The organism is Chitinophaga sp. W2I13, assembly GCF_050434005.1.
In the GTDB taxonomy this organism is placed as follows: Bacteria; Bacteroidota; Bacteroidia; order Chitinophagales; family Chitinophagaceae; genus Chitinophaga.
The window spans coordinates 5,139,070-5,159,775 of sequence record NZ_JBNPWD010000001.1; the positions used below are offsets into that span (position 1 = coordinate 5,139,070).

The 20,706-nt window shown below is 47.6% G+C and carries 24 protein-coding genes; 8 read left to right on the top strand and 16 right to left on the bottom strand.

Features of this window, described 5'->3' with window-relative positions; translation table 11 throughout:
• Positions 1-104: 104 nt before the first annotated feature.
• The 3 genes from QFZ48_RS21140 to xth all read right to left on the bottom strand — a co-directional run bounded on the left by QFZ48_RS21140 (position 105) and on the right by xth (position 2,570).
• Positions 105-1,406, bottom strand: a complete 1,302-nt coding sequence (locus tag QFZ48_RS21140; RefSeq protein ID WP_429050042.1) for an esterase-like activity of phytase family protein — start codon at positions 1,404-1,406, stop codon at positions 105-107.
• An 82-nt stretch (positions 1,407-1,488) separates the two neighbouring features.
• On the bottom strand, positions 1,489-1,737 hold the full coding sequence (locus QFZ48_RS21145) for a DUF4342 domain-containing protein (protein ID WP_370907671.1): 249 nt from the start codon (positions 1,735-1,737) through the stop codon (positions 1,489-1,491).
• Positions 1,738-1,793: 56 nt separating this feature from the next.
• Positions 1,794-2,570: an exodeoxyribonuclease III gene (xth, locus tag QFZ48_RS21150; RefSeq protein ID WP_429063473.1), complete on the bottom strand. Its 777-nt coding sequence runs from the start codon at positions 2,568-2,570 to the stop codon at positions 1,794-1,796.
• 168 nt (positions 2,571-2,738) lie between these two features.
• Here xth and QFZ48_RS21155 point away from each other — a divergent pair, with 168 nt between their 5' ends.
• Genes QFZ48_RS21155 through QFZ48_RS21165 form a run of 3 tightly spaced genes read left to right on the top strand, consistent with a single transcriptional unit; the run spans position 2,739 to position 4,648 of the window.
• Entirely contained in the window at positions 2,739-3,440 is a 702-nt protein-coding gene (locus QFZ48_RS21155; RefSeq protein ID WP_429050039.1) for a DUF2461 domain-containing protein, read from the top strand.
• Positions 3,441-3,485: 45 nt separating this feature from the next.
• Entirely contained in the window at positions 3,486-4,115 is a 630-nt protein-coding gene (locus tag QFZ48_RS21160; RefSeq protein WP_429063475.1) for a class I SAM-dependent methyltransferase, read from the top strand.
• Between the two features lie 44 nt (positions 4,116-4,159).
• Positions 4,160-4,648, top strand: coding sequence for a hypothetical protein (locus tag QFZ48_RS21165; RefSeq protein ID WP_429063477.1), 489 nt, complete (start codon positions 4,160-4,162; stop codon positions 4,646-4,648).
• Here QFZ48_RS21165 and QFZ48_RS21170 read toward each other — a convergent pair.
• Positions 4,636-5,112, bottom strand: coding sequence for a group II truncated hemoglobin (locus QFZ48_RS21170; RefSeq protein WP_429050034.1), 477 nt, complete (start codon positions 5,110-5,112; stop codon positions 4,636-4,638). The genes QFZ48_RS21165 and QFZ48_RS21170 overlap by 13 nt on opposite strands.
• A gap of 140 nt (positions 5,113-5,252) precedes the next feature.
• The gene (locus QFZ48_RS21175; protein ID WP_429050032.1) at positions 5,253-5,636 is read right to left on the bottom strand and encodes a response regulator; all 384 of its coding nucleotides are present in this window, start codon (positions 5,634-5,636) and stop codon (positions 5,253-5,255) included.
• Positions 5,637-5,749: 113 nt separating this feature from the next.
• Here QFZ48_RS21175 and QFZ48_RS21180 point away from each other — a divergent pair, with 113 nt between their 5' ends.
• Positions 5,750-7,204 (top strand): aminoacyl-histidine dipeptidase, encoded by a 1,455-nt coding sequence (locus QFZ48_RS21180; protein WP_429063479.1) that lies wholly within the window; start codon positions 5,750-5,752, stop codon positions 7,202-7,204.
• 227 nt (positions 7,205-7,431) lie between these two features.
• On the top strand, positions 7,432-9,069 hold the full coding sequence (locus QFZ48_RS21185; RefSeq protein WP_429050028.1) for a M57 family metalloprotease: 1,638 nt from the start codon (positions 7,432-7,434) through the stop codon (positions 9,067-9,069).
• 94 nt (positions 9,070-9,163) lie between these two features.
• Here the strand turns inward: QFZ48_RS21185 and QFZ48_RS21190 are convergent, their stop codons facing one another.
• From QFZ48_RS21190 to QFZ48_RS21205, 4 genes are all read right to left on the bottom strand, one after another.
• Positions 9,164-10,069 carry a hypothetical protein gene (locus QFZ48_RS21190; protein WP_429050026.1) on the bottom strand — a complete coding sequence of 302 codons (906 nt, stop codon included), beginning with the start codon at positions 10,067-10,069 and terminating at the stop codon, positions 9,164-9,166.
• A 36-nt stretch (positions 10,070-10,105) separates the two neighbouring features.
• Complete coding sequence (locus QFZ48_RS21195; RefSeq protein WP_429063481.1) at positions 10,106-11,335, bottom strand: MFS transporter; 1,230 nt, start codon at positions 11,333-11,335, stop codon at positions 10,106-10,108.
• Positions 11,336-11,350: 15 nt separating this feature from the next.
• On the bottom strand, positions 11,351-11,788 hold the full coding sequence (locus QFZ48_RS21200; protein WP_429050020.1) for a MarR family winged helix-turn-helix transcriptional regulator: 438 nt from the start codon (positions 11,786-11,788) through the stop codon (positions 11,351-11,353).
• 71 nt (positions 11,789-11,859) lie between these two features.
• Positions 11,860-12,426 (bottom strand): Crp/Fnr family transcriptional regulator, encoded by a 567-nt coding sequence (locus tag QFZ48_RS21205; RefSeq protein WP_429050018.1) that lies wholly within the window; start codon positions 12,424-12,426, stop codon positions 11,860-11,862.
• Positions 12,427-12,629: 203 nt separating this feature from the next.
• Here QFZ48_RS21205 and QFZ48_RS21210 point away from each other — a divergent pair, with 203 nt between their 5' ends.
• Positions 12,630-13,316: a type 1 glutamine amidotransferase domain-containing protein gene (locus tag QFZ48_RS21210; protein WP_429063482.1), complete on the top strand. Its 687-nt coding sequence runs from the start codon at positions 12,630-12,632 to the stop codon at positions 13,314-13,316.
• A 56-nt stretch (positions 13,317-13,372) separates the two neighbouring features.
• On the opposite strand, the gene QFZ48_RS21215 is transcribed toward QFZ48_RS21210, so the two are convergent.
• Complete coding sequence (locus QFZ48_RS21215; protein ID WP_429050014.1) at positions 13,373-13,750, bottom strand: DoxX family protein; 378 nt, start codon at positions 13,748-13,750, stop codon at positions 13,373-13,375.
• Positions 13,751-13,764: 14 nt separating this feature from the next.
• On the bottom strand, positions 13,765-14,229 hold the full coding sequence (locus tag QFZ48_RS21220) for a hypothetical protein (protein ID WP_429063484.1): 465 nt from the start codon (positions 14,227-14,229) through the stop codon (positions 13,765-13,767).
• A 122-nt stretch (positions 14,230-14,351) separates the two neighbouring features.
• Here QFZ48_RS21220 and QFZ48_RS21225 point away from each other — a divergent pair, with 122 nt between their 5' ends.
• Positions 14,352-14,987 (top strand): MarR family winged helix-turn-helix transcriptional regulator, encoded by a 636-nt coding sequence (locus tag QFZ48_RS21225; RefSeq protein WP_429063486.1) that lies wholly within the window; start codon positions 14,352-14,354, stop codon positions 14,985-14,987.
• Here QFZ48_RS21225 and QFZ48_RS21230 read toward each other — a convergent pair.
• From QFZ48_RS21230 to QFZ48_RS21240, 3 genes are all read right to left on the bottom strand, one after another.
• On the bottom strand, positions 14,984-15,547 hold the full coding sequence (locus QFZ48_RS21230; RefSeq protein ID WP_429050009.1) for a hypothetical protein: 564 nt from the start codon (positions 15,545-15,547) through the stop codon (positions 14,984-14,986). The two genes, QFZ48_RS21225 and QFZ48_RS21230, sit on opposite strands and share 4 nt — an antisense overlap.
• Before the next feature lie 93 nt (positions 15,548-15,640).
• Positions 15,641-16,354: a hypothetical protein gene (locus tag QFZ48_RS21235; protein ID WP_429050007.1), complete on the bottom strand. Its 714-nt coding sequence runs from the start codon at positions 16,352-16,354 to the stop codon at positions 15,641-15,643.
• A gap of 139 nt (positions 16,355-16,493) precedes the next feature.
• On the bottom strand, positions 16,494-17,345 hold the full coding sequence (locus tag QFZ48_RS21240; RefSeq protein WP_429050005.1) for an alpha/beta hydrolase: 852 nt from the start codon (positions 17,343-17,345) through the stop codon (positions 16,494-16,496).
• Positions 17,346-17,442: 97 nt separating this feature from the next.
• On the opposite strand from QFZ48_RS21240, the gene QFZ48_RS21245 reads away from it, so the two are divergent.
• A complete protein-coding gene (locus QFZ48_RS21245) occupies positions 17,443-18,258 on the top strand; it encodes a class I SAM-dependent methyltransferase (protein ID WP_429050003.1) in 816 nt (271 codons plus the stop codon).
• Here QFZ48_RS21245 and QFZ48_RS21250 read toward each other — a convergent pair.
• Positions 18,236-19,714: a family 43 glycosylhydrolase gene (locus QFZ48_RS21250; protein ID WP_429063488.1), complete on the bottom strand. Its 1,479-nt coding sequence runs from the start codon at positions 19,712-19,714 to the stop codon at positions 18,236-18,238. The genes QFZ48_RS21245 and QFZ48_RS21250 overlap by 23 nt on opposite strands.
• A 34-nt stretch (positions 19,715-19,748) precedes the next feature.
• A complete protein-coding gene (locus QFZ48_RS21255) occupies positions 19,749-20,633 on the bottom strand; it encodes an AraC family transcriptional regulator (protein ID WP_429050000.1) in 885 nt (294 codons plus the stop codon).
• Positions 20,634-20,706 lie beyond the last annotated feature (73 nt).

A 20,706-nucleotide genomic window follows, 5' to 3' on the forward strand; every position in this document is an offset into this window, starting at 1 on the left:
TTGTTTTATTTTCCGGAAAGATAAGGGAATAATGATCACAGCCTTGTATAAAAGTACAACGCCCGCGCTTGGCGCAGGCGTTGCAGGTTATGGTAATGTATCGTTTAAAACAATGGTGTAACCAGTTTAATAAAATAGACAGTATTAAAATCTGTTTTGCCGGTAAGCGGCAGTATTTTCTGGATATAGGTATTGTTAACCGGATCAGGGGGAACGATGCCAAAGTCATCGTCGTTGCTCACTGCCAGGGTAGTGCTGTTCACCAGTACAATACCTTCCGGTTTATCATGCGGGTAACCGGCGATATCTTTCAACAGGTCAACCACCAGCGATTTGGAAACGGTTTTGATGCCTGCAGCCTGCAGTTCTTCATCGGTCAGCACTTCTACTGTTTTGCCATTCACCAGCTTGCCGCCCGCGCCGTCGCCGGCATCAGAAATATCAGTAGCTGCCGAAAGGTCGATTTTATAGATTCTTTTGATCAGCGATGGTTTAACCGGATCGCCGGGGAATTCACCGTCGCGCTCCAGCACCAGGAAGGTACTATTGCTGATCACGGTGATTTCGCTGTTAGCGGTATTTTTGTTTTCCAGTTTATAGAGGTATTGCTTAGTTTGACCGGAGGCGATATCATAGGTGAGGATGCGGGTAAACAGGGAGTTTTTCACCGCATCTTTGGTAGGATTGTATAAGGGCGACTGCATAATGCCTACCAGTGTTTTGCCGTCAGGGGTAATGGTAAGCCCTTCCATGCCACGGTTGGCGCGGCGCATCGCAAATACTTTAGGGATCTTCCTGCCGCCGGTGCCTGTACCAAAAGGATTGATCCTTTCCAATGTTTTGCCGCTTCTGTCGAGATGCACCAGGTGCGGACCGTATTCGTCACTCAGCCAGAAAGTACCGTCAGCTGCTACCGTAAGACCTTCACAGTCGATACCTTCTGCATCTACAGGAAGTGTTTTGCCATCTTTGTCGAGCGCCGTTTCCCCGGTACCGCCTGATCCTGCAGGATTGGGAAGCCCCGTTACGGGTACGTTTGCAGCAGATTTGATATGAATGGTTTCTACCAGTACGAGCGAGTCGCCATTCAGCTTGAATTTTCCGATCTGTGGATTAAACCCCGGTACGGCAAATACTTTGGAGTCCTTGATGATACCATCTGCATTCGGACCGCGGTCGGTCATCAGGTAAAAATAGCCTGGCTGCCCGGGCACGTTTGCAATAGAAGATCCATAACCGCCATTGTAAACTTTTACACCGGCCATGTTGGTGGTCATTACTACAGCACCAGCCAGGGTGGCTTTGGCAGGATAAGACGTATTGTTGTTATCAGGAGGGGTGTCGTTTTTCTGACAGGCAAAAAGGAACACAAATCCTAATGGAGCAAAGTAGCGTACTACAGTCATAGTGGTTGATACGTTTAAGGCGCAAATGTGCCCTTTCCGTATGAAGACTATGTTACCGCAATATTATCAAATCGTGAAATTGCTATTCCTTTTTGGGTTCTCTTTCTACGGTAATGCTGCACTCGCCGATCAGTGCCGCCAGTGCGCCAACTGCTGCAAAAACGGGCGCCAGTAATGCACCCACTACGCCAATGGTTAACGGGAAAGTCATCAGCTCCTTTCCTTCTTTATCTGTAATAGTAATCTTCCGTACATTCCCTTCAGCAATCAGCTCTTTGATCTTTTTTAAGAGGTTTTCGCCGTGGAGGGTGAAAGTTTCTTTTGTGGTCATAGTCTACAGGTATTTGTCTTTTAAGGTACTAATATTTGGTGGGATAACGGTGATGTTCATACATCTGTCAGCTCTATCCACACCGGCGCATGATCACTGCTCTTTTCCCAACCGCGCACATGGCGGTCCACGCCACCGGCAACGAGACGACTATCCAGTTGCGGGCTCAGTAAAAAGTGATCGATACGCAGGCCCGCATCGCGGCCATATGCATTACGGAAATAATCCCAGAAGGTATAGATCTTTTCATCAGGGTATAGTTTCCGGATGGCATCAGTCCAGCCCTGATCCCTCAGGTTCCTGAATGCTTCGCGCGTTTCGGGGCGGAAGAGGGCATCATCCACCCAACGTTCCGGTTTGTATACATCCTGTTCCGTGGGCATTACGTTATAGTCGCCTGTCAGTACCACCGGTGTTTTGGCCGCCAGCAGCTCTTTGGCGTGCGCCGTGAGGCGTTTGAACCAGCTCAGCTTATAATCGAACTTAGGACCGGGAGCGGGGTTGCCGTTTGGTAAATAAAGACAACCAATGGTAACGTTATTAATTTCGGCTTCTATATAACGGCTGTGGATATCCTCGGGATCTCCGGGGAGCGCTCTTCTTATTTCTTTGGGTTCACCTATCCGGGAAAGGATGGCTACGCCGTTCCAGCTTTTTTGTCCGTGCCAGATGGGGGAGTAACCCGCATCGCGGATGGCCTGCTCCGGAAATTTTTCAGGAGGTGCTTTTAATTCCTGTAAACAGGCCACATCAGGCGCCGTTTCCTTTAACCAGCGAAGTAATACCGGGAGACGTCCGTTGACGCCGTTAACATTATAAGTGGCTATTTTCATGGATGCTGTTTATTCATTTGGGTTCGTAATTAGCAACACAATCACGCTGCCATGTGCTTTGTGAATATAGGCAATTATCTGTTTCCGTTTGCCCCGGCAAAGGGAAAAAACTTACTTTTGTAACCTGTTATCAACAGGGGTAGCAGGTTTTATAAATAACGGAACATCATGGCAAAGAAGCATACATCACAACCACACATACACCAGTCGGGCTTTCATTTTTTAAGTAAATTAAAAGAGAATAACAACAGGGACTGGTTTAATGCCCACAAAACAACTTATCAGCAAGAGCTGGGCCTGGTAGAAGAATTTGCAGAAGCACTGCTGGCTGAACTTTCGGTGCATGACCTGATAGAAACGCCCTCCGGGAAAAAGAGCCTGTTCCGCATTTACAGGGACACCCGTTTTTCCAACGATAAAACCCCTTATAAAACACATTGGAGCGGGAGCTTCCGGCGCGCCACCAAATTCCGCAGGGGCGGATATTATTTTCATATAGAAGAAGGCAACAGCTTCGTTGCAGGCGGATTCTGGGGGCCCGTTCCGGAAGACCTGAAGCGGATCCGGGAAGAAATCGCGTTTGATCCGGCACCGCTGAGAAAGATCCTCAACAGTAAATCTTTCAAAACCTATTTTAAAACACTGGAGGGAGAACAGTTGAAAACTGCGCCGAAAGGTTTTGCCCCGGATCATGAAGCGATCGACCTGTTGCGTCATAAGCAGTTTGTACTGGTAAGGAAGTTCACTGATAAAGAGGTGTTGAGTGCAGATTTTCTGAAAGAAGTAAACCTGACCTTTAAAGCCATGCGCCCGTTTTTAGATTACATGAGCGAAGCGCTTACAATGGATCCCAATGGTCTTACGGAGTAATTGCCCTCGTTGGGGCAGTTGCCTGTTATTTTCATACATTCAGGTATGGACAAGCTACAGCAGGCCATCAACGTTTTTGATAAACGTGCGGTCCAATACCAGGATAAATTTATGGACGTGGCATTATACCACGATTCATTTGATCTTTTCTGCAACAGTATTCCCAAACAAGAGGCGGCTGTTTTAGAGATCGCCTGTGGTCCCGGCAATATCACCAAATACCTGCTGCAGCAGCGGCCGGACATTCACGTGCTGGGAATAGACCTGGCGCCCAATATGCTGGAACTGGCCCGCAGCAATAATCCGTCCGCGGAGTTTATGCTGATGGATGCCAGGGACATCCTCCGGCTGAACAAATTGTTCGAGGGGATTATGTGTGGGTTTTGCCTGCCATATCTCAGCCGGGAAGAGGCCGTGAAAATGATCGGGGATGCCGCCCGCTTACTGGCGCCGGGTGGCGTGTTTTATATCAGCACGATGGAAGATGATTATGCCAGATCCGGCATTCAGCGCTCCAGTGCGGGCGATGAGCTGTATATGTACTATCATCAGGCTGATTACCTGGTGAATGCTTTGAAAGAAAACGGGTTTAAGATAATGGATCTTCAACGGAAGCAATACCCCGCCGCTGATGGAAGCACTACAACAGACCTGATCATCATGGGAGGACTATAACCTGTTGAGAAGAAATTTAATATCTTACAGCTTAAATCATCTCTGTGACCAACGATATTTCCTCCATTTTTGACAAAGATTTTTCAGGCGAATCAGCCGTTCGCCGCCGCGATATAATGCCGCTTGCGCTGAGAATATATGCCTGGGTTTTTATGGTTTCTTCCATTTATTCGCTGTTAGGCAACTGTTTCCGGTATATCCGGTATCCTGATGTATTTAAGTTGAATGAATTCAGTCTTACCGTAATATTTTCTATTGCCACTGCCGTGTTGCTTCCGCTGATAAGGTTCCTGCCTAACCTTTTAATTTTGCTGGAGAAGAAGTACGCTATACTGTTATCCCTGGTAGCGGTGGCAATTTCCATACTGGTGGGGTGCTACAGCTCTTACATTAGTATGGCTCACGGGATGGTGGGCTACGTGGTAGTGGCCACGAATATTTTCTGGTTGTTAGTAGATATCCCTTATCTCATGATCCTGCTAAGGATCAGGAAGGACTGGGAAAAGGGCATGGGCCGACCTCAGGGAATATAAGGTCCGCCCGGTTCTCCCCATCCCCACTTCGGCATCGGTTCATCCGGCTTCAGGGGTACTTCCGTTTCCCTGGAGTTGATTACGGCTATACGTGTTCCCCATTCGATATACGCCACAAAAGCAGACCTGAATTCGGGATCATCCGGGAGGTTCAGCGTGTCGGCCGTTTCTATCAGCAGTTGCACCCATCTTTTCCGGTGTTGCTCAGTGAGGTGTTTCCCGAGGTGTTTTTGGATCATCTTAAAATGAGAGCCATCTTCTTCACTGTACATTTTTGGTCCGCCGAAAACTTCCGCAATAAAATGCGCTACATGCAATTGATGTGCAGGCGACATATGCCGGAATACGGGCGCTAATAATTCATCCTGCAATACCTTTTCATAAAAGGCATTCATCAGCTTTTCAAATACGGGCATACCGCCGGCCCATTCGTATAGTGTGGGAATTTTTTTCTCTGAAGTCATTACCGGGTGCTTGATTATGCTAAAGATAATAATTAAGCAGCCAAGTTAGCAGGAGTAACAATGCAAAACAAGCGCCTACCAAAAAGTAGGTGGGGTTATTCACCCGGCGCCGGGATGAAGCAGCACCGGGTGAAATTATTTTAGTTCATCAGCTTCTCAATAGAATTGTATAGCATTGTTTTATTAAAAGGTTTCTCCAGGAACAGATCTGCACCGTTAGCCAGCGCCACATCCTTTGCAGCCGCATCCATCCCTGATATCATGATAATCCTGGTGGCCGGATATTTTTCCTTGATATAACTGATAAAGTCCAGTCCGTACCCATCCGGCAGCCGGTTATCCAGCAATACAATGGCTGGGGGCTGCTGTTGAAAATATTCCACAGCATCGGAAATTGTTTGTACATGCTCTATCTCCATCTCTTTCCCGTCGAGCAATAAATTGATGAGTAAACACATTTCCCCTTCATCTTCCACTATCAGGAGCTTCTGTTTGGGCGTGGTATTCGTAAGATTATGTTCCATAAAATTAATTTAAATGTAATTATTGACGCGGGATAAAAGTTTAAAAACCGTACCAAAGCAACCGGGGATGAATTATCTTTACAAATACCTTTATCAACGGTTAATATATTTCAATGGAAATAAAAGATTTATCACCAAAACACTTATGGCAGCATTTTGCTGAACTGAACGCCGTTCCCCGCGCTTCCAAAAAGGAAGAAAGAGTGATCGCTTTTATGATGGATTTCGGAAAACGTCTTGGCCTGGAAACCACAAAAGACGCCATCGGTAACGTAGTCATCAAGAAGCCTGCAACCCCCGGCATGGAAAACCGGCAAACGGTTATCCTCCAGTCGCACCTCGATATGGTTCATCAGAAAAACAGCGATACGGTATTTGACTTTGATACCCAGGGCATCGATATGTACGTGGACAAAGACTGGGTGAAAGCCCGTGGTACCACACTGGGTGCAGATAATGGCATCGGTGTAGCGGCTATCATGTCGGTACTGGCGGCAAAGGATGTCCCGCACCCCGCTATTGAGGCCATGTTTACCATCGATGAGGAAACGGGCATGACCGGCGCCAAGCAACTGGACCCCGTTAACTTCTCCGGGAAGATCCTCCTGAACCTCGATACAGAGGAGGAAGATGAGCTGACCATCGGTTGTGCCGGCGGCATCGACACCAATACAAAAGGCGTTTATAAGGAAGTGCCCGCAGGTAAAAACGCCATCGCATTTCAAATCAGCATTAAAGGATTACTGGGCGGCCACTCCGGTATGGAAATTCATAAGGGCAGGGCCAACGCCAATAAGGTGATGAACCGGTTACTATATAAAGCAGCAGGGCAGGTAAACATTCAGCTGGCCAGTTTAGATGGCGGAAGCCTCCGGAACGCTATCCCCCGCGAATCACAGGCCATTGTGGCTATTCAGGCTGCGGATAAGGATAAGTTCATGAACGTTATCAGTGAATTTGAAGCCACCATAAAAGACGAGTATAAAATCATAGAGCCCTCCTTCGTACTGGAATGTAAGGAAACGGCGATGCCTTCGCTGGTAATGGACCCGGCCTATCTCCCGCAGCTGCTGCGCGCCATTTACGCAGTGCCCAACGGCGTGTTCCGCATGAGTCCTGACATCGAGGGACTGGTGGAAGCATCCTCCAACCTCGCCAGGGTACAGGCAAAGGAGGGTGTTTTTATTACACAATCGCTGCAACGCAGCAGCGTGGAAAGTACTAAAAGCGATGTAGCCACTGCCGTGAGCGCCGCATTTGAAATAATCGGCTGCGAAATAAACCAAGGCGGCGATTACCCTGGATGGAAGCCCGATGCCGATTCTGCAATACTCCGGTTATTACTGGCCTTGTATAAAGATCATTTCAGCCACACACCTAACGTAGGGGCCTGTCATGCCGGCCTCGAATGCGGTATCCTGGGCGCACACCTGGGCAACCCGGATATGATCTCTTTCGGGCCTACCATCCGAGGCGCACATTCCCCGGATGAAAAGGTGCAGATCTCGTCCGTTGGAAAGTTCTACGATTACCTGTTGCATATTCTCCGGGAAATACCGGTTAAATAAATGCTTTAGTATAAATGATAGGGCTTCTGATAGGGCTTCCGTTTTTCGAACGGAAGCCCTGTTGTTTATACTAAAAGTGTTTAATCCCTCGCATTTTCAAGAGAAAGTGTTTATTTATGAACATCTCAGGAAGTGAAAAAATATGGAGAGAATAAGTATAAACGCTACTTTTGTGTCTTAATTCATTAAACTCAAAAATCCCTTTAATCCGATTTACCCAAGTATCTATGAATCTGTTAACTAGAATTCTCGCCTGCCTGGCTACAGGCATTGTAATTTTATCGTCCTGTAAAAAAGATCATCCGGACGACCATAAAATACCTGCTGCTACAATTACCAGGATCAATTCACTTGGATTTGATACCCTGAATGTTACAAAAGTGGACGGCGGTTATGTGGTGGAAGGGGATATATTTTTAACGGAAAATGACCTCGAAACCCGGCAAGGCTATACTACGCTCTTTATAGGAGGAGCTGACCAATATAAATTTTCCTATACACTGAATGCATTACCACGTGAAATCAACATATCAGTATCCGGTTTGCCGGCTGCTTATGTTACCGCGGCAGAAGTTGCCATCGCCAGGTATAATGCCTTAAATCTCCGTGTCACCTTTAAAAAAGTAACCAGCAGCGCTAACGCAGATATTGAAATCCGTGATAGTAATCTTGGTAATAATACATTGGCGCGGACTTCCGCTTACCCGGCTGCTCCAAGAAATCCTTCCAGTCCCATTTTATTGAATGTGAGCGCGCTGGGTAATAGCCCGGATGGAAACCGCCTGGCAACATTGATCACTCATCAAATAGGCCATGCTATTGGTTTAAGACATACCACCTATGTTAACAATCCATATAGCTGTACATATGCCCAGATGGACAGGGCAGGAAATAACCAGGTAGAACTGATCAATATTAACGGAACGCCTACAACCGGGGCAGCCTACAGCTGGATGCTGGGTTGTATCGATAACGGAGATCATCCGTTTAATCCAAATGATGTAGTGGCGTTGAATTATTTCTATGGAAATACACCAGGAGAATTTGGCGTACCTGCAGCCGCATATAGAAGAGGTACGAAAGAACTCCATTTGTTTTTAAGAAGCAAAACAAATACGTTATTGGAGAAGATCTATATACCTGGCACGGGCTGGTCGGCATGGAAAGACCTGGGCGGTACGCTTACATCTGATCCGGGTGCTGCTTCTAAAGACGAAAACAGTATAGATGTGTTTGTAAGAGGAGCTGCCAACAATCTGCTCTATAAAACCTGGACTACCACCGGTGGGTGGAGCGACTGGAAAGATCTGGGAGGCAACTTAACTTCCGCGCCTGCCGCAGAATCAAGGGCATCCGGCTTACTTAATATTTTTGCAAAAGGATACAATAATGTTTTGCAAACTATTTATTACGGAGAAGGTGCAGGTTGGTTATATTGGCAGAATTTCAATGTAACGGTTATCTCTGCTGCTTCTGCAACATCCCGTTACCCAACTTCCCTTGAGATGTACGCACGTGGGGAAGATAATCAACTGGTACAGGGAGTTTGGACAAAAGAGTCTGACAGGACAGTATGGAACAGCGTTGGTGGTAATATTACGTCTGCTCCTTCTGCCATAGCAAGAGGTTTCCTTACTGTGGATATCTTTGCGCTGGGTGCAAATCATAACCTGATGACAACTAACTGGTCTGTTACAGCTGCCTGGAAAACATGGGAAAGCATTGGCGCCAACATCTATTCAGCACCCGGCACTGCTTCAGCTGATTCCCTTTCAATAGATATTTTCGCAAAAGGACCAAGTGATAACCTGATGCAGAGAACCTGGACGAAGGCCGCAGGCTATGGCCCGTGGATAAATCTTTAACGGATTTACGTTATCTTATAAAATATCCGGCTGCCTGTTTATTTTAAAACGGACAGCCGGATATTTTGTAATACCAGGTATCATCACTTGACACTCACTTTCCCTTCGGCACATAACGGAAACGGATCATCGCATTTTCTGTTTCTGAAGAAGTAACTTTCAGTTCATAGCGCTTGTCACTGGTTAAAATAACCATTTTAGAGGTGTTGGGCGGAATATCGCCGAGGTTATTGGCATGTAATACCAGCTCCTGGTATTCCTGCGTGGTATCTGCTGTAAGATGAATGCGCAACGGGCTGCCGGTAAGTTCCTGCCGGTCGGCCACTTTTACGTCGTTGAAAAATACGGTTACAGTATCGTGATCAATGGTGCCGTAGTCATACAGGCTGATGTCTATACCCGGACTGCTGATATCATAGCTTCCCTGTACCCGGTTTTTCCGTTCCGGCGCTGGTTTCGCTGCAAGTGGTACTGTATCCGGTTTGGGTGGAGGAGTAGCCTCCGATGGAGGAAATGTTTTCCCGCTGCCTGGAATTTCCAGGGCAGCAATTGCCGCCCCGCTGAGCTTCGATAACCGCAGCACTCTTTTGGTATGTACTTTACCAGTGTACTTTGAGTAACTGATCATGCTTCCCTGCAGCACTGTTTCTCCATCAATATCAAACAACTTCAGGCTCATGACTGCCAGCCGGGCGCTATGATTTTTGGGGATGGTGAGCTGGTTGAATTTTATCTCTTCAAAACGCCAGTTATCGGCACTGTCGTTTCGTTGGCCAGTCACCGCTAGTTCGCCATACAGTTGCGGCGTTTCGTAAAACCAGGCAGTGCCGGTGTATTTCCCGGCGGCGGTTTGTTTTATATCCATTATATAACTGCCGGTGCCATAAAACCATCCCTGTGATTCGGCGGCAGCATAGCCTTTCCATACGCCTTCAAGGTTTTGCGCACGGAGCGCGGCAAACAGTAGGAGTCCGCAGCAGGTCAACAATATTGTTTTCATCCGGTTGGTTAACATATAGCCTTAAAGATAAGATTTCTACGCATGCGCCGGCAATGCGGTTACTGGTTGTAACCGTTGTTGCCGGAAAAGGAGTCCGCCAATAACGATGGTCACCAGGCCTTGCAGCAAAACGGTATTGGGCGTGCCTATCCATTGGGAAATAGCGCCCACCAGCAAACCACCAAGCGGCTGCATCCCGAAAAATGCCATCGCATAAAAGCTGATCACCCGGCCACGCATCGCGGGGTCTACGGTTGTCTGTATCAGGGTATTGCTGATCGTGATTTGCGACATCATCCCAAAACCAGCTACCGTGGCAAATATCAGCGCAACCGGGTAAATAGTGGAGTGGGAGAATAGTACAAGTCCTGCGCCGAATATCAGCGTGTTAAATGCCAGGATCTTCCGCAGGTTTTTCCCTGGTTTCAGGGATGCCAGGAACAGAGCTCCGCAAAATGCGCCCATTCCGATGGCGCTGTCTATCACTCCAAAGGTGGAAGCATTGCCCTTGAAAATATCTTTGGCATACACCGGCATCAGCGTGCTGTAAGGCAATACCAGCAAGCTCACAGAAGCCAGTGTGACTAATATCAGTGAAATAGCCGGAGTGGCCCGGATATAGGCAAACCCTTCTTTCAGCTCTCCCAGCATATTGGTAGTACGCACTTTGGGCGTATAAGCGGGCAGCTTCATACACAGCAACGATCCTATTACGGCAAAAAAGCTGATGGCGTTTATACCAAAACAAATGTCTTCTCCGAATTTTTCAAGCGCCAGCCCGGCGATGCCGGGGCCAATGAGCCTCGACAAATTTACCATCGAGGAATTCAGCGCCAGCGCATTGGGAAGGTCCGCTTTGTTCTCCACCATTTCATAAACGAGCGATTGCCGCGCAGGTACATCAAATGCGTTGATGAGCCCCAGGAAAGCGCTTAGTCCAATGATCTGCCACACCTCGTAGTGCTTAAAGTAAATCAGCACCGTTAACAAAACAGCCTGGAACATAGATGCAAACTGGGTTATCAGCAACAGCTTGTACCGGTTATACCGGTCCGAAGCCACACCGCCCAGGAAGGAAAAAACAAAGGAAGGAAACATGCTCGCAAAAAGGGTGAGCCCCAGCATGAATTTGGAATGTGTTTGCGAATAGATCACCCAGCTGACCGCAGTTTTCTGCATCCAGGTGCCTATCAGCGATATGGACTGACCACTGAAATATAACCGGTAATTACGACTCTTGAAAGCATTAAAAGTGCTGATGTTCATGTTAGTTCCCCGCTTTTATTCGTACTCCACCAATTTGGATAAAGGCCCGATGGCTGCCAGCAGGATCGCTTGCTCTTCTTTAGTGCAAACCTCGCTGATCGCCTTGCCTAACCATTCGTCCCGCTCTTTCCGTACCCGCTCGATCCGCGCTTTGCCCGCTGCCGACAAGGAAATATGAATCTTCCGCTTGTCGTGGGGAGAGGCCGTCCTGTTGATTAAATTCAGCTGGAAAAGATGCTGGAGTAATTGTCCCATCGATTGCGGCGTCATTTTCTCCATTACCGCCAGTTCTGCCGACAGCAGGTAATCGTGCTGGTCCAGTAATACCAGCACAGAACGCTCACTCTGCGATAGCTCCTCATTTGCCGGCGATAGCTTTCGCAGCTTTCTCACCAGCCTGGCAAGAAGTGGACGGAGTTGTGCGGCAAGTTGGTGCGGATTTCCGGAAGCCATATAGTAAGGTAAAGTTATAAGTTTACCTTACAAACATAGTAAATTATTTCCGGAGAAAATAAAAGGAATAGTTACTTCCCTGAGAACCGGCTCAGCGTTTCACGCGATACGCCAAGATAGGCGGCAATCAATGTTTTGGGAACCCGTTGAAAAAGCGCCGGGTATTGTGCCAGCAACTGTTCGTAGCGCGACTGCGCATCATTGTTGAGCAGCGACAGGATCCGCTGCTGTGACGCCACATAGCCGGAAGTGGCTTTTACCCGGAAAAAATGCTCCATTTTATGGGAAGCTTCACAGAGCTTCTTTTTATTTTCGAAAGATAAACACAGCAGGGTAGATGCTTCAATACTATCAATGTTCAGCTTTGCAGTTGTTTGGTTTACGTACGCATGGTAATCGGTGATCCACCAGTTTTCCATCGCGAACTGGATAATATGCTCTTTACCGGCTTCATTAAAATATGCCGCTTTTAACAAGCCGCTTACCACAAAATATTCATGTCCTACCAGGTTGCCCTCCTGCACCAGGAACTGGTGCTTACGTAATTTTTTTTCAGTGAAGTACGACTGTATATGATCGAATTCCGTATCGGTGAGTGGGGAGATTACTTCAATATGTTGCCTTAGCGCATTACTCATAAGATACAAATTAACATAAAAGCTGTGACCTGTATCACAATTAAATGGTGATCTGTTTCCTTTTGCAACATATTTATAAATACCAACTTTGTGCAAAAATCAGGTGAATGAAAACTAAAAAAACGGGCTTATTGCTGTTACTGTTGCCCTTTCTGGCTTTTCAGGCATATAGCCAGCATACAAAAACAATTAATCATCAGTCTATGAAAAAAATACTTATTGTAGTGACTTCCTTCAGCGAAGTAAAAAGCACCGGGCATAAAACCGGTACCTGGATAGAAGAATTTGCCACACCCTACTACCTGTTTACCGATAAGGGGTTCCAGGTAACCATTGCGTCACCCGCAGGTGGAAAGGCGCCCATTGATCCAAAAAGCACCGCACCCGATTATAGCACGGCATCAGTAAAAAGATTTTTCAATGATCCGGCAGCCCAGGAAAGATTGAATCATACTGTTTTGTTGAAAGACGTGCAGGCAGCGGATTATGATGCCGTGTTTTATCCCGGCGGACATGGCCCCATGTGGGACCTGTCAGATAATGCCACCTCCGCGCAGCTGATAGAAACATTTTATGCCGCCGGAAAACCCGTGGCACTGGTATGCCATGCACCTGCTGCACTGAAAAATGTAAAGGATAAGAATGGCGCGCCTTTGGTAAAAGGGAAAAAAGTTTCGGCATTCACCAACAGTGAAGAAGTAGCCGGACAAACCACCGCTGAAGTACCTTTTTCTTTGGAAGATATGTTGAAGGACCGTGGAGCAAACTATGTGAAAGGGGCCGATTGGCAGCCCTTTGCAGTAGCCGATGGTAACCTTATCACCGGACAGAACCCTGCTTCCGCACAGTTAACAGGCGAAAAAGTAATCGCAGCCCTGGGCGTGAAATAATATAACAATAGTAATAGAAAGCCTTCAGACATATACGGTCCGAAGGCTTTCTGTTATCAGGCAACCACCACGGGTGGATGCAGTTTGCGATAGTAAACATAGGAAACCACCAGGCTTACAAAAAAAGAAGTATGACCTATTTCCAGCAATACACTGTCGCCGCTTGATAAATGCGCCACCGCCGCGGAAATCAGGGTTATGCCAAACCCGAAGTAGGCGAACTCCCGGAGCTTTGGCGGCGTAAAGGGCAACAACAGCGCCAGTGAGCCCAGCACCTTGGCAATGGTAAGTTCTATCCGGAACCAGTTGGGCAGCCCCAGGTGAGCAAAGGCGCCTTTCATTTCAGGATTGAAAGCAAAATTAAAGGCGCTCCATAACATTACGCCGGTAAGGATAAGTGTGGCGGTCCAGTAAATGATTTTATCTTTTTTCATGATGTTCAGTTTGATCAGTTGAATTTGTAAACACTCAACAGGATGATGATGAAAACGAAAAGTAATTGTATCGTGTGGAACAAACGGATGTTGCCCCTGATCTTTTGAACAGTGCCGGCAGATGTTTCAAAGGATTTCTTTAACTGCTTTTTCTGCCGCTGTCCGAAAAGGAAGGTGTTGAGGATAATAACGATCACCAGGCCGAACTTCACCCGGAACCACAACTGCTCGCCAAAAACGCCATGCGTCATGTACATAATGCCTATGCCGGAAAGAATGATCAGCCCTATTCCTACTCTCATTAATACCGGGAAAACAGAAATGGCCTGCATTACCGTGGCGGCTTTGCTTTTATCCACGTCGTACTGCTTCCAGAACTGCCGGAAGCCTACAAAATCCGCTACCGAAGTACCGGCGAAGAGAAGAAATCCTATGAGGTGGAGCACAACGAAGCCCTGGAAAATAATCTGTGTTGACATCTGACTATGATTTTTATATGACAGAATCGAAATAATATAAGTAAATGTATAACGGAAATATAGTAAAAACAAAAAATCCGGGGTATTTTTTCTATTATTGCTTCGGAAATAAAATATCTGGTATGAATAAAGCCGTAGAACTGATGACTGAATGGGGTGCATTTGATGATCAGCATCCGGAAGGCAGCATTGAAGAATTTTGCAGGCATTACCTGGCACGCAAACAAACACGGAAACCGGTTCCGCCGGAAGGGAAGTTTCTGCCGGTACAAAGCGAAGGCGTTTTGATGCGGGTAATAGGAAGAATCTTTAAACTACACACTATTTACACGGTGGCGGCGCTGGACGGCACCGGTATCAACACAATCGATGAATATTCATTGCTCAATACGGTTGCCCAGTTAAAAGAACCCCGGAAAACAGAAGCGATCTACGCGGCGTTGCAGGAGCTGTCTACCGGCACGGATAAGTTAAACCGGCTGAAAAAACTCGGCTACCTCGCCGAATATGACGATAAAGAAGACAAGCGCTCCAAACGGTTAAAAGTAACGCCCAAAGGCGAAAAAGTATTGATCCAATGCAGGCGGCGGATCAGCCAGCTCGCGGAAGTAATGTTCCACGACATGACCGACGATGACCGTAAGTTATGCGTGCAGCTCTTGAAAGGAGTGGAAACAAAATTCGCCGGTATCTGGCAATCGCACAAAGGAAAAGATTTTGAAGAAATCTATGCGGAGATCATAACGGATAAAGGTTAGTACTTCATATCAAACCGCCCGTCTGTCATATGAACGGTATCACAACCTGCGGTTATCAGCGTACAGGTAAAGGTGCCGGCAATGATTTTTTGCTCGGTGTCCAGCTTCGTGATAATCAGCTGCCCTTCCTGTTGCACCTTTGCCGCATCCATGCCAATATACTCACAACCGGTATGGGTGCGCATTAGCAGCCGGGTATATACAAAGGCTACATCCGCCGCAGGCGTGGTAACAGGATAAGTTCCCGTTTTATTTAAGTTGGTGGCGATAATCTGGAAACTCCGCTGCACAGAGTCGCCGAAGTCGAACCGGGTCATGGATACATTAAAACTTCCGTTCCTGGTACTAGGGTCATAATATGCGGAGGGATTGGGCAGGCCTACACTTCCGCGTGGAATGAACACCTTCCCGTTTACCAGGCTGCCAATAGTATTTTTACCTTCCTGTGTGATGGAGGGCAGCGTATCCGGGAGGGAGGAAGGAGGGATCACGGTTCCCCGGCCGCAGTGAATACTAAACAGGGAAAAGGAAAGAAGCGCTATACAGAACAGTTGTTTCATGGGTCTTATTAAGAGGATATGAAATTAGGATATTCTCGAAATAAAACGGGAAAGGCCGGCAAAAATTGCCAGCCCTTCTGAGTCATTTTACGTTTACTTATCTACATCCATGCAGTAAGTAACGCAGTGCCATACTTTATTAAAATCCTTGCCTTCATGTTGTCCGCTGGCTTCTTCGGTAAAAGTACCTTCCAGCAGGTAGCGGCCTGCCCATGCGGGTGAAAAAGTAACATCACCAGCCTGACCGGCTTTGAATTTCTTAGTCCATCCCTCCGGCGACTGTACGGTTACTTCACCGGCAGCAGGAACAGCCTTCTTATAGCTTAACTGCACGGTAGCCGGCTGATGCAGCTTGTTTGCTTTTTTGAGATTCGTCAGCATGGAGAAATCCGTATGTTCTTTTGCGTTGTCTGCGCCGGTTAAAGTATTGTTGACTTTCACCAGCCCCATCGCATAATAATGGATCTTACTGCCGCTGTATACTTCCTGCACGGTATGATCAATAGCTAACAGGTGCGTGCCGGCAACAGCAGGCGTAAAGGTGGCGGTGAAGTAATTGCCGTTGGCGGTACAGGTCAGTTTCTCTTTTTGTCCGTCGGGTTTTACCAGGTACAGGGTAAAATCTTTCATATTACTGAACCAGTGCTGAATAGAATCGCGCTCGTTATCGGCATATTCTCCCAGGAAAACTTTCACTTCCTGTGCCTGCCCGATCTTCCCGGTAGTAACGGTTTCGATCCAGATAGCATGGGCAAAAAGTGATTGAAGGCTACAGCATAAAATAACAGAAAACAGGAATTTCTTCATTATATCTTAATTTATAAATGGCGCATCATCTGCAATGCGGCAAAGCTATGCCGGCAGAGGGCCGGCCGGTAAGCGAAAAGGGAATATTATTTACGCAATCGGGAAAAATTAGGCGCTATTCTATTGAAAGAGCGCTTCACTATTCCGATGGCAATATCCACTGTAATCCTTTTATAAATGTAGGCAGCTGCGTATCCATATGTCCCAGGTTGGAATAAACATCTCCCCGGTAAGTAACCTTTGGGGAGATAGAAGTCGTTAGTTGCACCATCAGTATCTGCAGGGATAACGCCCCGGAATCCCCGGCCTCCGGTTCCTCCTGCCCTCCGAATGTAAAGTACGCCTTGACATCCGTCCGCATGCTGTCCTTTCCCCCCGCTGTTTTCAGTTGCTCCGGCAAATAGTAGTGGTTATAATGTAATGCCGGGCTCGCCGCAATATATCCGCTGAAACCGGTGGAAGCGCCCGCCAGATCACGGTAAAGCGCATACGCCGTAAAATAACCGCCAAGCGAATGTCCCATCAGTACGCGCTTTGTGGTATCGGTGCGATATTGCCGGTCAATCACCGGCATCAGCTCCCTGTGTACAAACGACAGGAATTTATCGGCGCCGCCACTGGTGCTCATTTCATATTCCGGGATGGCAACAGGATAGGTGTCATCCCGGTTCCTTAAGGAATCCATCTCCGGAAAATCTTTATAACCAATACCCACTAAAATCACATTCGGCGCCAATCCTACTCCGGCATATTTATTCAGGGTAACTGCCATCACATCAAAATACAGGTTGGCATCCAGGAGGTATACCACCGGGTATTTTTGAGATTGCTCCGGATGGTAATCATCCGGAAGGTTTACGAAGATAGAAAAGGAATCGGCCACCGCTTTTGAATACAGGCGCATCACGGCAGTTTTGCCTTGCTCGCCTGCCACAGGCGCACATCCGGCCATTAGCAGCAATATAATAACGGGAGTAACATAACGGGTCATGGCTGTGAATTTAGATACATTCTAAAGTATCACTTATTTCTGTTTACAAAATGTTATATTTAAACTCATCTTTTCCTGAACAAACAACAAATCCTCCATGAGTAATACCGCGAATGAAAGAGCCGCCATGCCAAAAGATAGCAGCGTTTTAGACAGCAGGAGTTTGCAGAACAGCTACGCCACGCTGATACCACTGCTCAGGGAAGGTATGCGGGTGCTGGATGTTGGCTGTGGTACAGGCGCCATATCTGCCGGTATCGCCGGCGCAGTGGGAAAAACAGGAAGCGTTGTGGGCATCGACAGCAGCCCGCACCTGATCGCTAAAGGAAACACGGATCACGCGGATCTTTCCAACTTAACACTGCTGGAGGCCGACCTGTTCGCCTACAATCCGGCAGAAAAATTTGACCTCATCGTTTCTGCCCGTGTGCTGCAATGGTTAAGTAATCCACGCGAAGCGCTGCTGAAATTTAAATCCCTGTTAAATCCGGGCGGCTATATTTCTATTTTAGACTACAACCATCATCAGCTGGAATGGACGCCTGCGCCACCGGAAAGCATGCAGCGCTTTTATAAAGCATTCCTTTCCTGGCGTGCAGATGCAGGCATGGATAATGAAATTGCGGATCACCTCTCGGGGCTTTTTGAAGAATTGGGCTTTCATCACATCACCGTGTTGAACGCCGATGAAATATACACCCGCGGCGAAAATAACTTCGCAGAAAAGGCAGGCATCTGGTCCAAAGTAGCGGAACTAAGAGGCCCGCAGATGGTGGAAAGTGGTTTTATCACAGAAGAGGAGCGTACCCGTGCCGTCACGGATTACCAGGTATGGATCGCGGAGTCAGCGCAAAAGATGGTGATGAAATTGAAAGATGTGCAGGCACGGATTACTCCCCTACATACGCACTAAACTTCAGTACCCGGTCCTTTTCAATGGTAAATGCCTGTCCGCAGTCGGCGCTGTAAGCGGAAACACCACCGCGGGCTTCGTCCTTGTAGGTAATACCATAGCAACCACTGGCCGTGGACGATCGGATCACCATCACATAACTGCGTTTGGCCGCTACCGTTATACGCGGTTTGATAGTAACCGGCTCCGGCGACCAGCTCAGGCTGTCGCGGGGAATAGCCGCCTCATACAGCACTTTTCCTGTTGCCGGTAATCCCTTATCATCTGCCGGGTAAATGCTGATATGCAGGTCGTCGTCCGGATAGCCGCTTTTAAAAGCAGTGATGCTTACAGCCGAAAGCACGCCTGAGCGGGGAGGAGTAAAACTTTGCGAACGCTGTATACATCCGTTAATGTCGCACTGGAACCGGAAGCCTTCCTGCCCGCTGCTGTTGTCGGGCTTCACTTTCATAACAGGAGTCGAAGCAGCGCGCAAGGGCAGCTGTATGCTGTCTTTACAAACAATAGGTTCAATAGCGCCGTCTGCTGCAAAGGAAAGCGGCGCCCAATAGTAATTAGCCAGCGCTTCATTTTTTGCCGCATTGTTCCACAGATCACTGCCATACAGGAAAACGCTGTCGCCGTTGAGTTTAATAAGAGATACAAAAGACGGTTGTCCACCGCAGGATCGATCGCTGATCTTTATTCCATCGGACCATGGGCCCAGCGGCGATTCCGCACGACGATAAGAAGTACCAGTACCTGCACAATAGCCGCAATTAGGATCGGAGTACAACAGGTAGTAACTGCCATTGCGCCGGAAGAGCGCCGGCGCTTCGGTATTGCCTTTCGTCACTGCTTTTACATGCTCTCCGCTGCCAGTCAGATAATCGGCACTGAGCTTTTCAATTACAATGGTGCCTTTTGTTTGCCAGTCGGTATACGCAATATAAGCGGTGCCATCTTCATCTACAAAGGTATCATGATCACCGTTGTTCAACCCGGCGATGGCGCCGTTGCTGTTCACTGCCATCCGGGGCTCCGCCACTTCTGTAAACGGACCGGTGGGTTGCTGGCTGGTAAATACGCGGAAGCCGGTACGGTTATCATATACATTGATCCACAGTACATACTGTTTTGTTTTTTTATTATAGATCACATGCGGCCTGAAACAGCCATAGGTACTGCCATTGCAGCGGGTTTGCCATACCGGTGTGCGGGCGTTAAATAAAAAGCCTTTGTCGGTCCACTGCTGAAGATCTGTAGAAGTATATACTTTAAATCCGCAAAAGGGAGCCTCTTTTCTGCCCCATTCAAATCCACAGCCATAGCTGGTACCATAGAGGTAATAGGTACCGTTGAAATAAGCGATTTCACCGTCGTGCGCATCAATGGCTGCGCCGGCAGTACTGAAGCGGATAGTTTGTTGTTGCTGCGGGTTGAAGTTAACAAGCGACGAATTCGTTTGCGCGTGCACGTTATACATCAATAACAACAGGCAGCAAACCATGTTAAATATCGCCTTGCGCTCTTTTCCGGTATTCCGTGGGCGTAAATCCGGTCTTCTCTTTAAAGATCCTGGAGAAGTAAAACGAAGAATCAAACCTGAGATCATACGCAATTTCTTTTACAGATACAGCGGGATCATTCAATAGCTCCCTCGCTTTCTCTATTTTAAGTTGGATATAATATTGAAACGGAGATAGCCCCGTGTATTGCTTAAACGCTTTTCTGAACCAGGAGTAACCCACCTGCAACTCTTCTGCGGCCTGCTCCGGGGAATAATGCCGGGAAATGTTGGCGCGGAATAACAGCCGTGCTTTGTTCATCAGTTCTTCTCTCTCTTTATTCCCGCTTGCCTGTTGCTTCACGAGGTAGTGGATGTTTCCCATCAGGTGAAGCGCTGCGCCGGCAATGAGCGGCTGGTAGCCAGGGCGCTCCTGTTTTGTTTTTTCTATAATAAGATGAAACAACTGCAGGGTACCTTCCTGGTAACCGATATATAAACAGGGCTTTTCCCTGGTGAAAAAGTTTTCCTTCAGGAGGTTGTCAAGCACAGGGCCTTTCATGCCTACCCAGTATTCATCCCAGCCGGTTTCGGCGAGTGGCCGGTAGCGGTGCCTTTCTCCCGGGAACAGCAGGATAATGGTACCGCCTTTTATTTCCTGCTGCCGGCAGCTGTCGGACTCAAAAATGCCTTTGCCGCCGGTGATATAAATAACCTGGTATTCATTCAATACCCTTCCTTTCTTCCAATTAAAATGATGATGCGCCGGATGATCTTTCCCCGGGTAAATGCCCGCTGCTGCCACCTGCGTACAACCGGTATTCAGTACCCAAAGGCCCCAGCGCTCATCTTCCCTGCTCACGGGCAGATACTTGTAATAGTTCATCATAACGCTTTCTTCTTTATATAAAAATATAAAAAGCCGGAAAGGTTCCGGAAAGTAATAAGAATTTCCGCCACCC

Coding starts and splice junctions, on each gene's coding strand:
- QFZ48_RS21140 (WP_429050042.1), bottom strand. CDS start 1,406: ATGACTGTAGTACGCTACTTTGCTCCATTAGGATTTGTGTTCCTTTTT.
- QFZ48_RS21145 (WP_370907671.1), bottom strand. CDS start 1,737: ATGACCACAAAAGAAACTTTCACCCTCCACGGCGAAAACCTCTTAAAA.
- xth (WP_429063473.1), bottom strand. CDS start 2,570: ATGAAAATAGCCACTTATAATGTTAACGGCGTCAACGGACGTCTCCCG.
- QFZ48_RS21155 (WP_429050039.1), top strand. CDS start 2,739: ATGGCAAAGAAGCATACATCACAACCACACATACACCAGTCGGGCTTT.
- QFZ48_RS21160 (WP_429063475.1), top strand. CDS start 3,486: ATGGACAAGCTACAGCAGGCCATCAACGTTTTTGATAAACGTGCGGTC.
- QFZ48_RS21170 (WP_429050034.1), bottom strand. CDS start 5,112: ATGACTTCAGAGAAAAAAATTCCCACACTATACGAATGGGCCGGCGGT.
- QFZ48_RS21175 (WP_429050032.1), bottom strand. CDS start 5,636: ATGGAACATAATCTTACGAATACCACGCCCAAACAGAAGCTCCTGATA.
- QFZ48_RS21180 (WP_429063479.1), top strand. CDS start 5,750: ATGGAAATAAAAGATTTATCACCAAAACACTTATGGCAGCATTTTGCT.
- QFZ48_RS21185 (WP_429050028.1), top strand. CDS start 7,432: ATGAATCTGTTAACTAGAATTCTCGCCTGCCTGGCTACAGGCATTGTA.
- QFZ48_RS21190 (WP_429050026.1), bottom strand. CDS start 10,069: ATGAAAACAATATTGTTGACCTGCTGCGGACTCCTACTGTTTGCCGCG.
- QFZ48_RS21195 (WP_429063481.1), bottom strand. CDS start 11,335: ATGAACATCAGCACTTTTAATGCTTTCAAGAGTCGTAATTACCGGTTA.
- QFZ48_RS21200 (WP_429050020.1), bottom strand. CDS start 11,788: ATGGCTTCCGGAAATCCGCACCAACTTGCCGCACAACTCCGTCCACTT.
- QFZ48_RS21205 (WP_429050018.1), bottom strand. CDS start 12,426: ATGAGTAATGCGCTAAGGCAACATATTGAAGTAATCTCCCCACTCACC.
- QFZ48_RS21210 (WP_429063482.1), top strand. CDS start 12,630: ATGAAAAAAATACTTATTGTAGTGACTTCCTTCAGCGAAGTAAAAAGC.
- QFZ48_RS21215 (WP_429050014.1), bottom strand. CDS start 13,750: ATGAAAAAAGATAAAATCATTTACTGGACCGCCACACTTATCCTTACC.
- QFZ48_RS21220 (WP_429063484.1), bottom strand. CDS start 14,229: ATGTCAACACAGATTATTTTCCAGGGCTTCGTTGTGCTCCACCTCATA.
- QFZ48_RS21225 (WP_429063486.1), top strand. CDS start 14,352: ATGAATAAAGCCGTAGAACTGATGACTGAATGGGGTGCATTTGATGAT.
- QFZ48_RS21230 (WP_429050009.1), bottom strand. CDS start 15,547: ATGAAACAACTGTTCTGTATAGCGCTTCTTTCCTTTTCCCTGTTTAGT.
- QFZ48_RS21235 (WP_429050007.1), bottom strand. CDS start 16,354: ATGAAGAAATTCCTGTTTTCTGTTATTTTATGCTGTAGCCTTCAATCA.
- QFZ48_RS21240 (WP_429050005.1), bottom strand. CDS start 17,345: ATGACCCGTTATGTTACTCCCGTTATTATATTGCTGCTAATGGCCGGA.
- QFZ48_RS21245 (WP_429050003.1), top strand. CDS start 17,443: ATGAGTAATACCGCGAATGAAAGAGCCGCCATGCCAAAAGATAGCAGC.
- QFZ48_RS21255 (WP_429050000.1), bottom strand. CDS start 20,633: ATGATGAACTATTACAAGTATCTGCCCGTGAGCAGGGAAGATGAGCGC.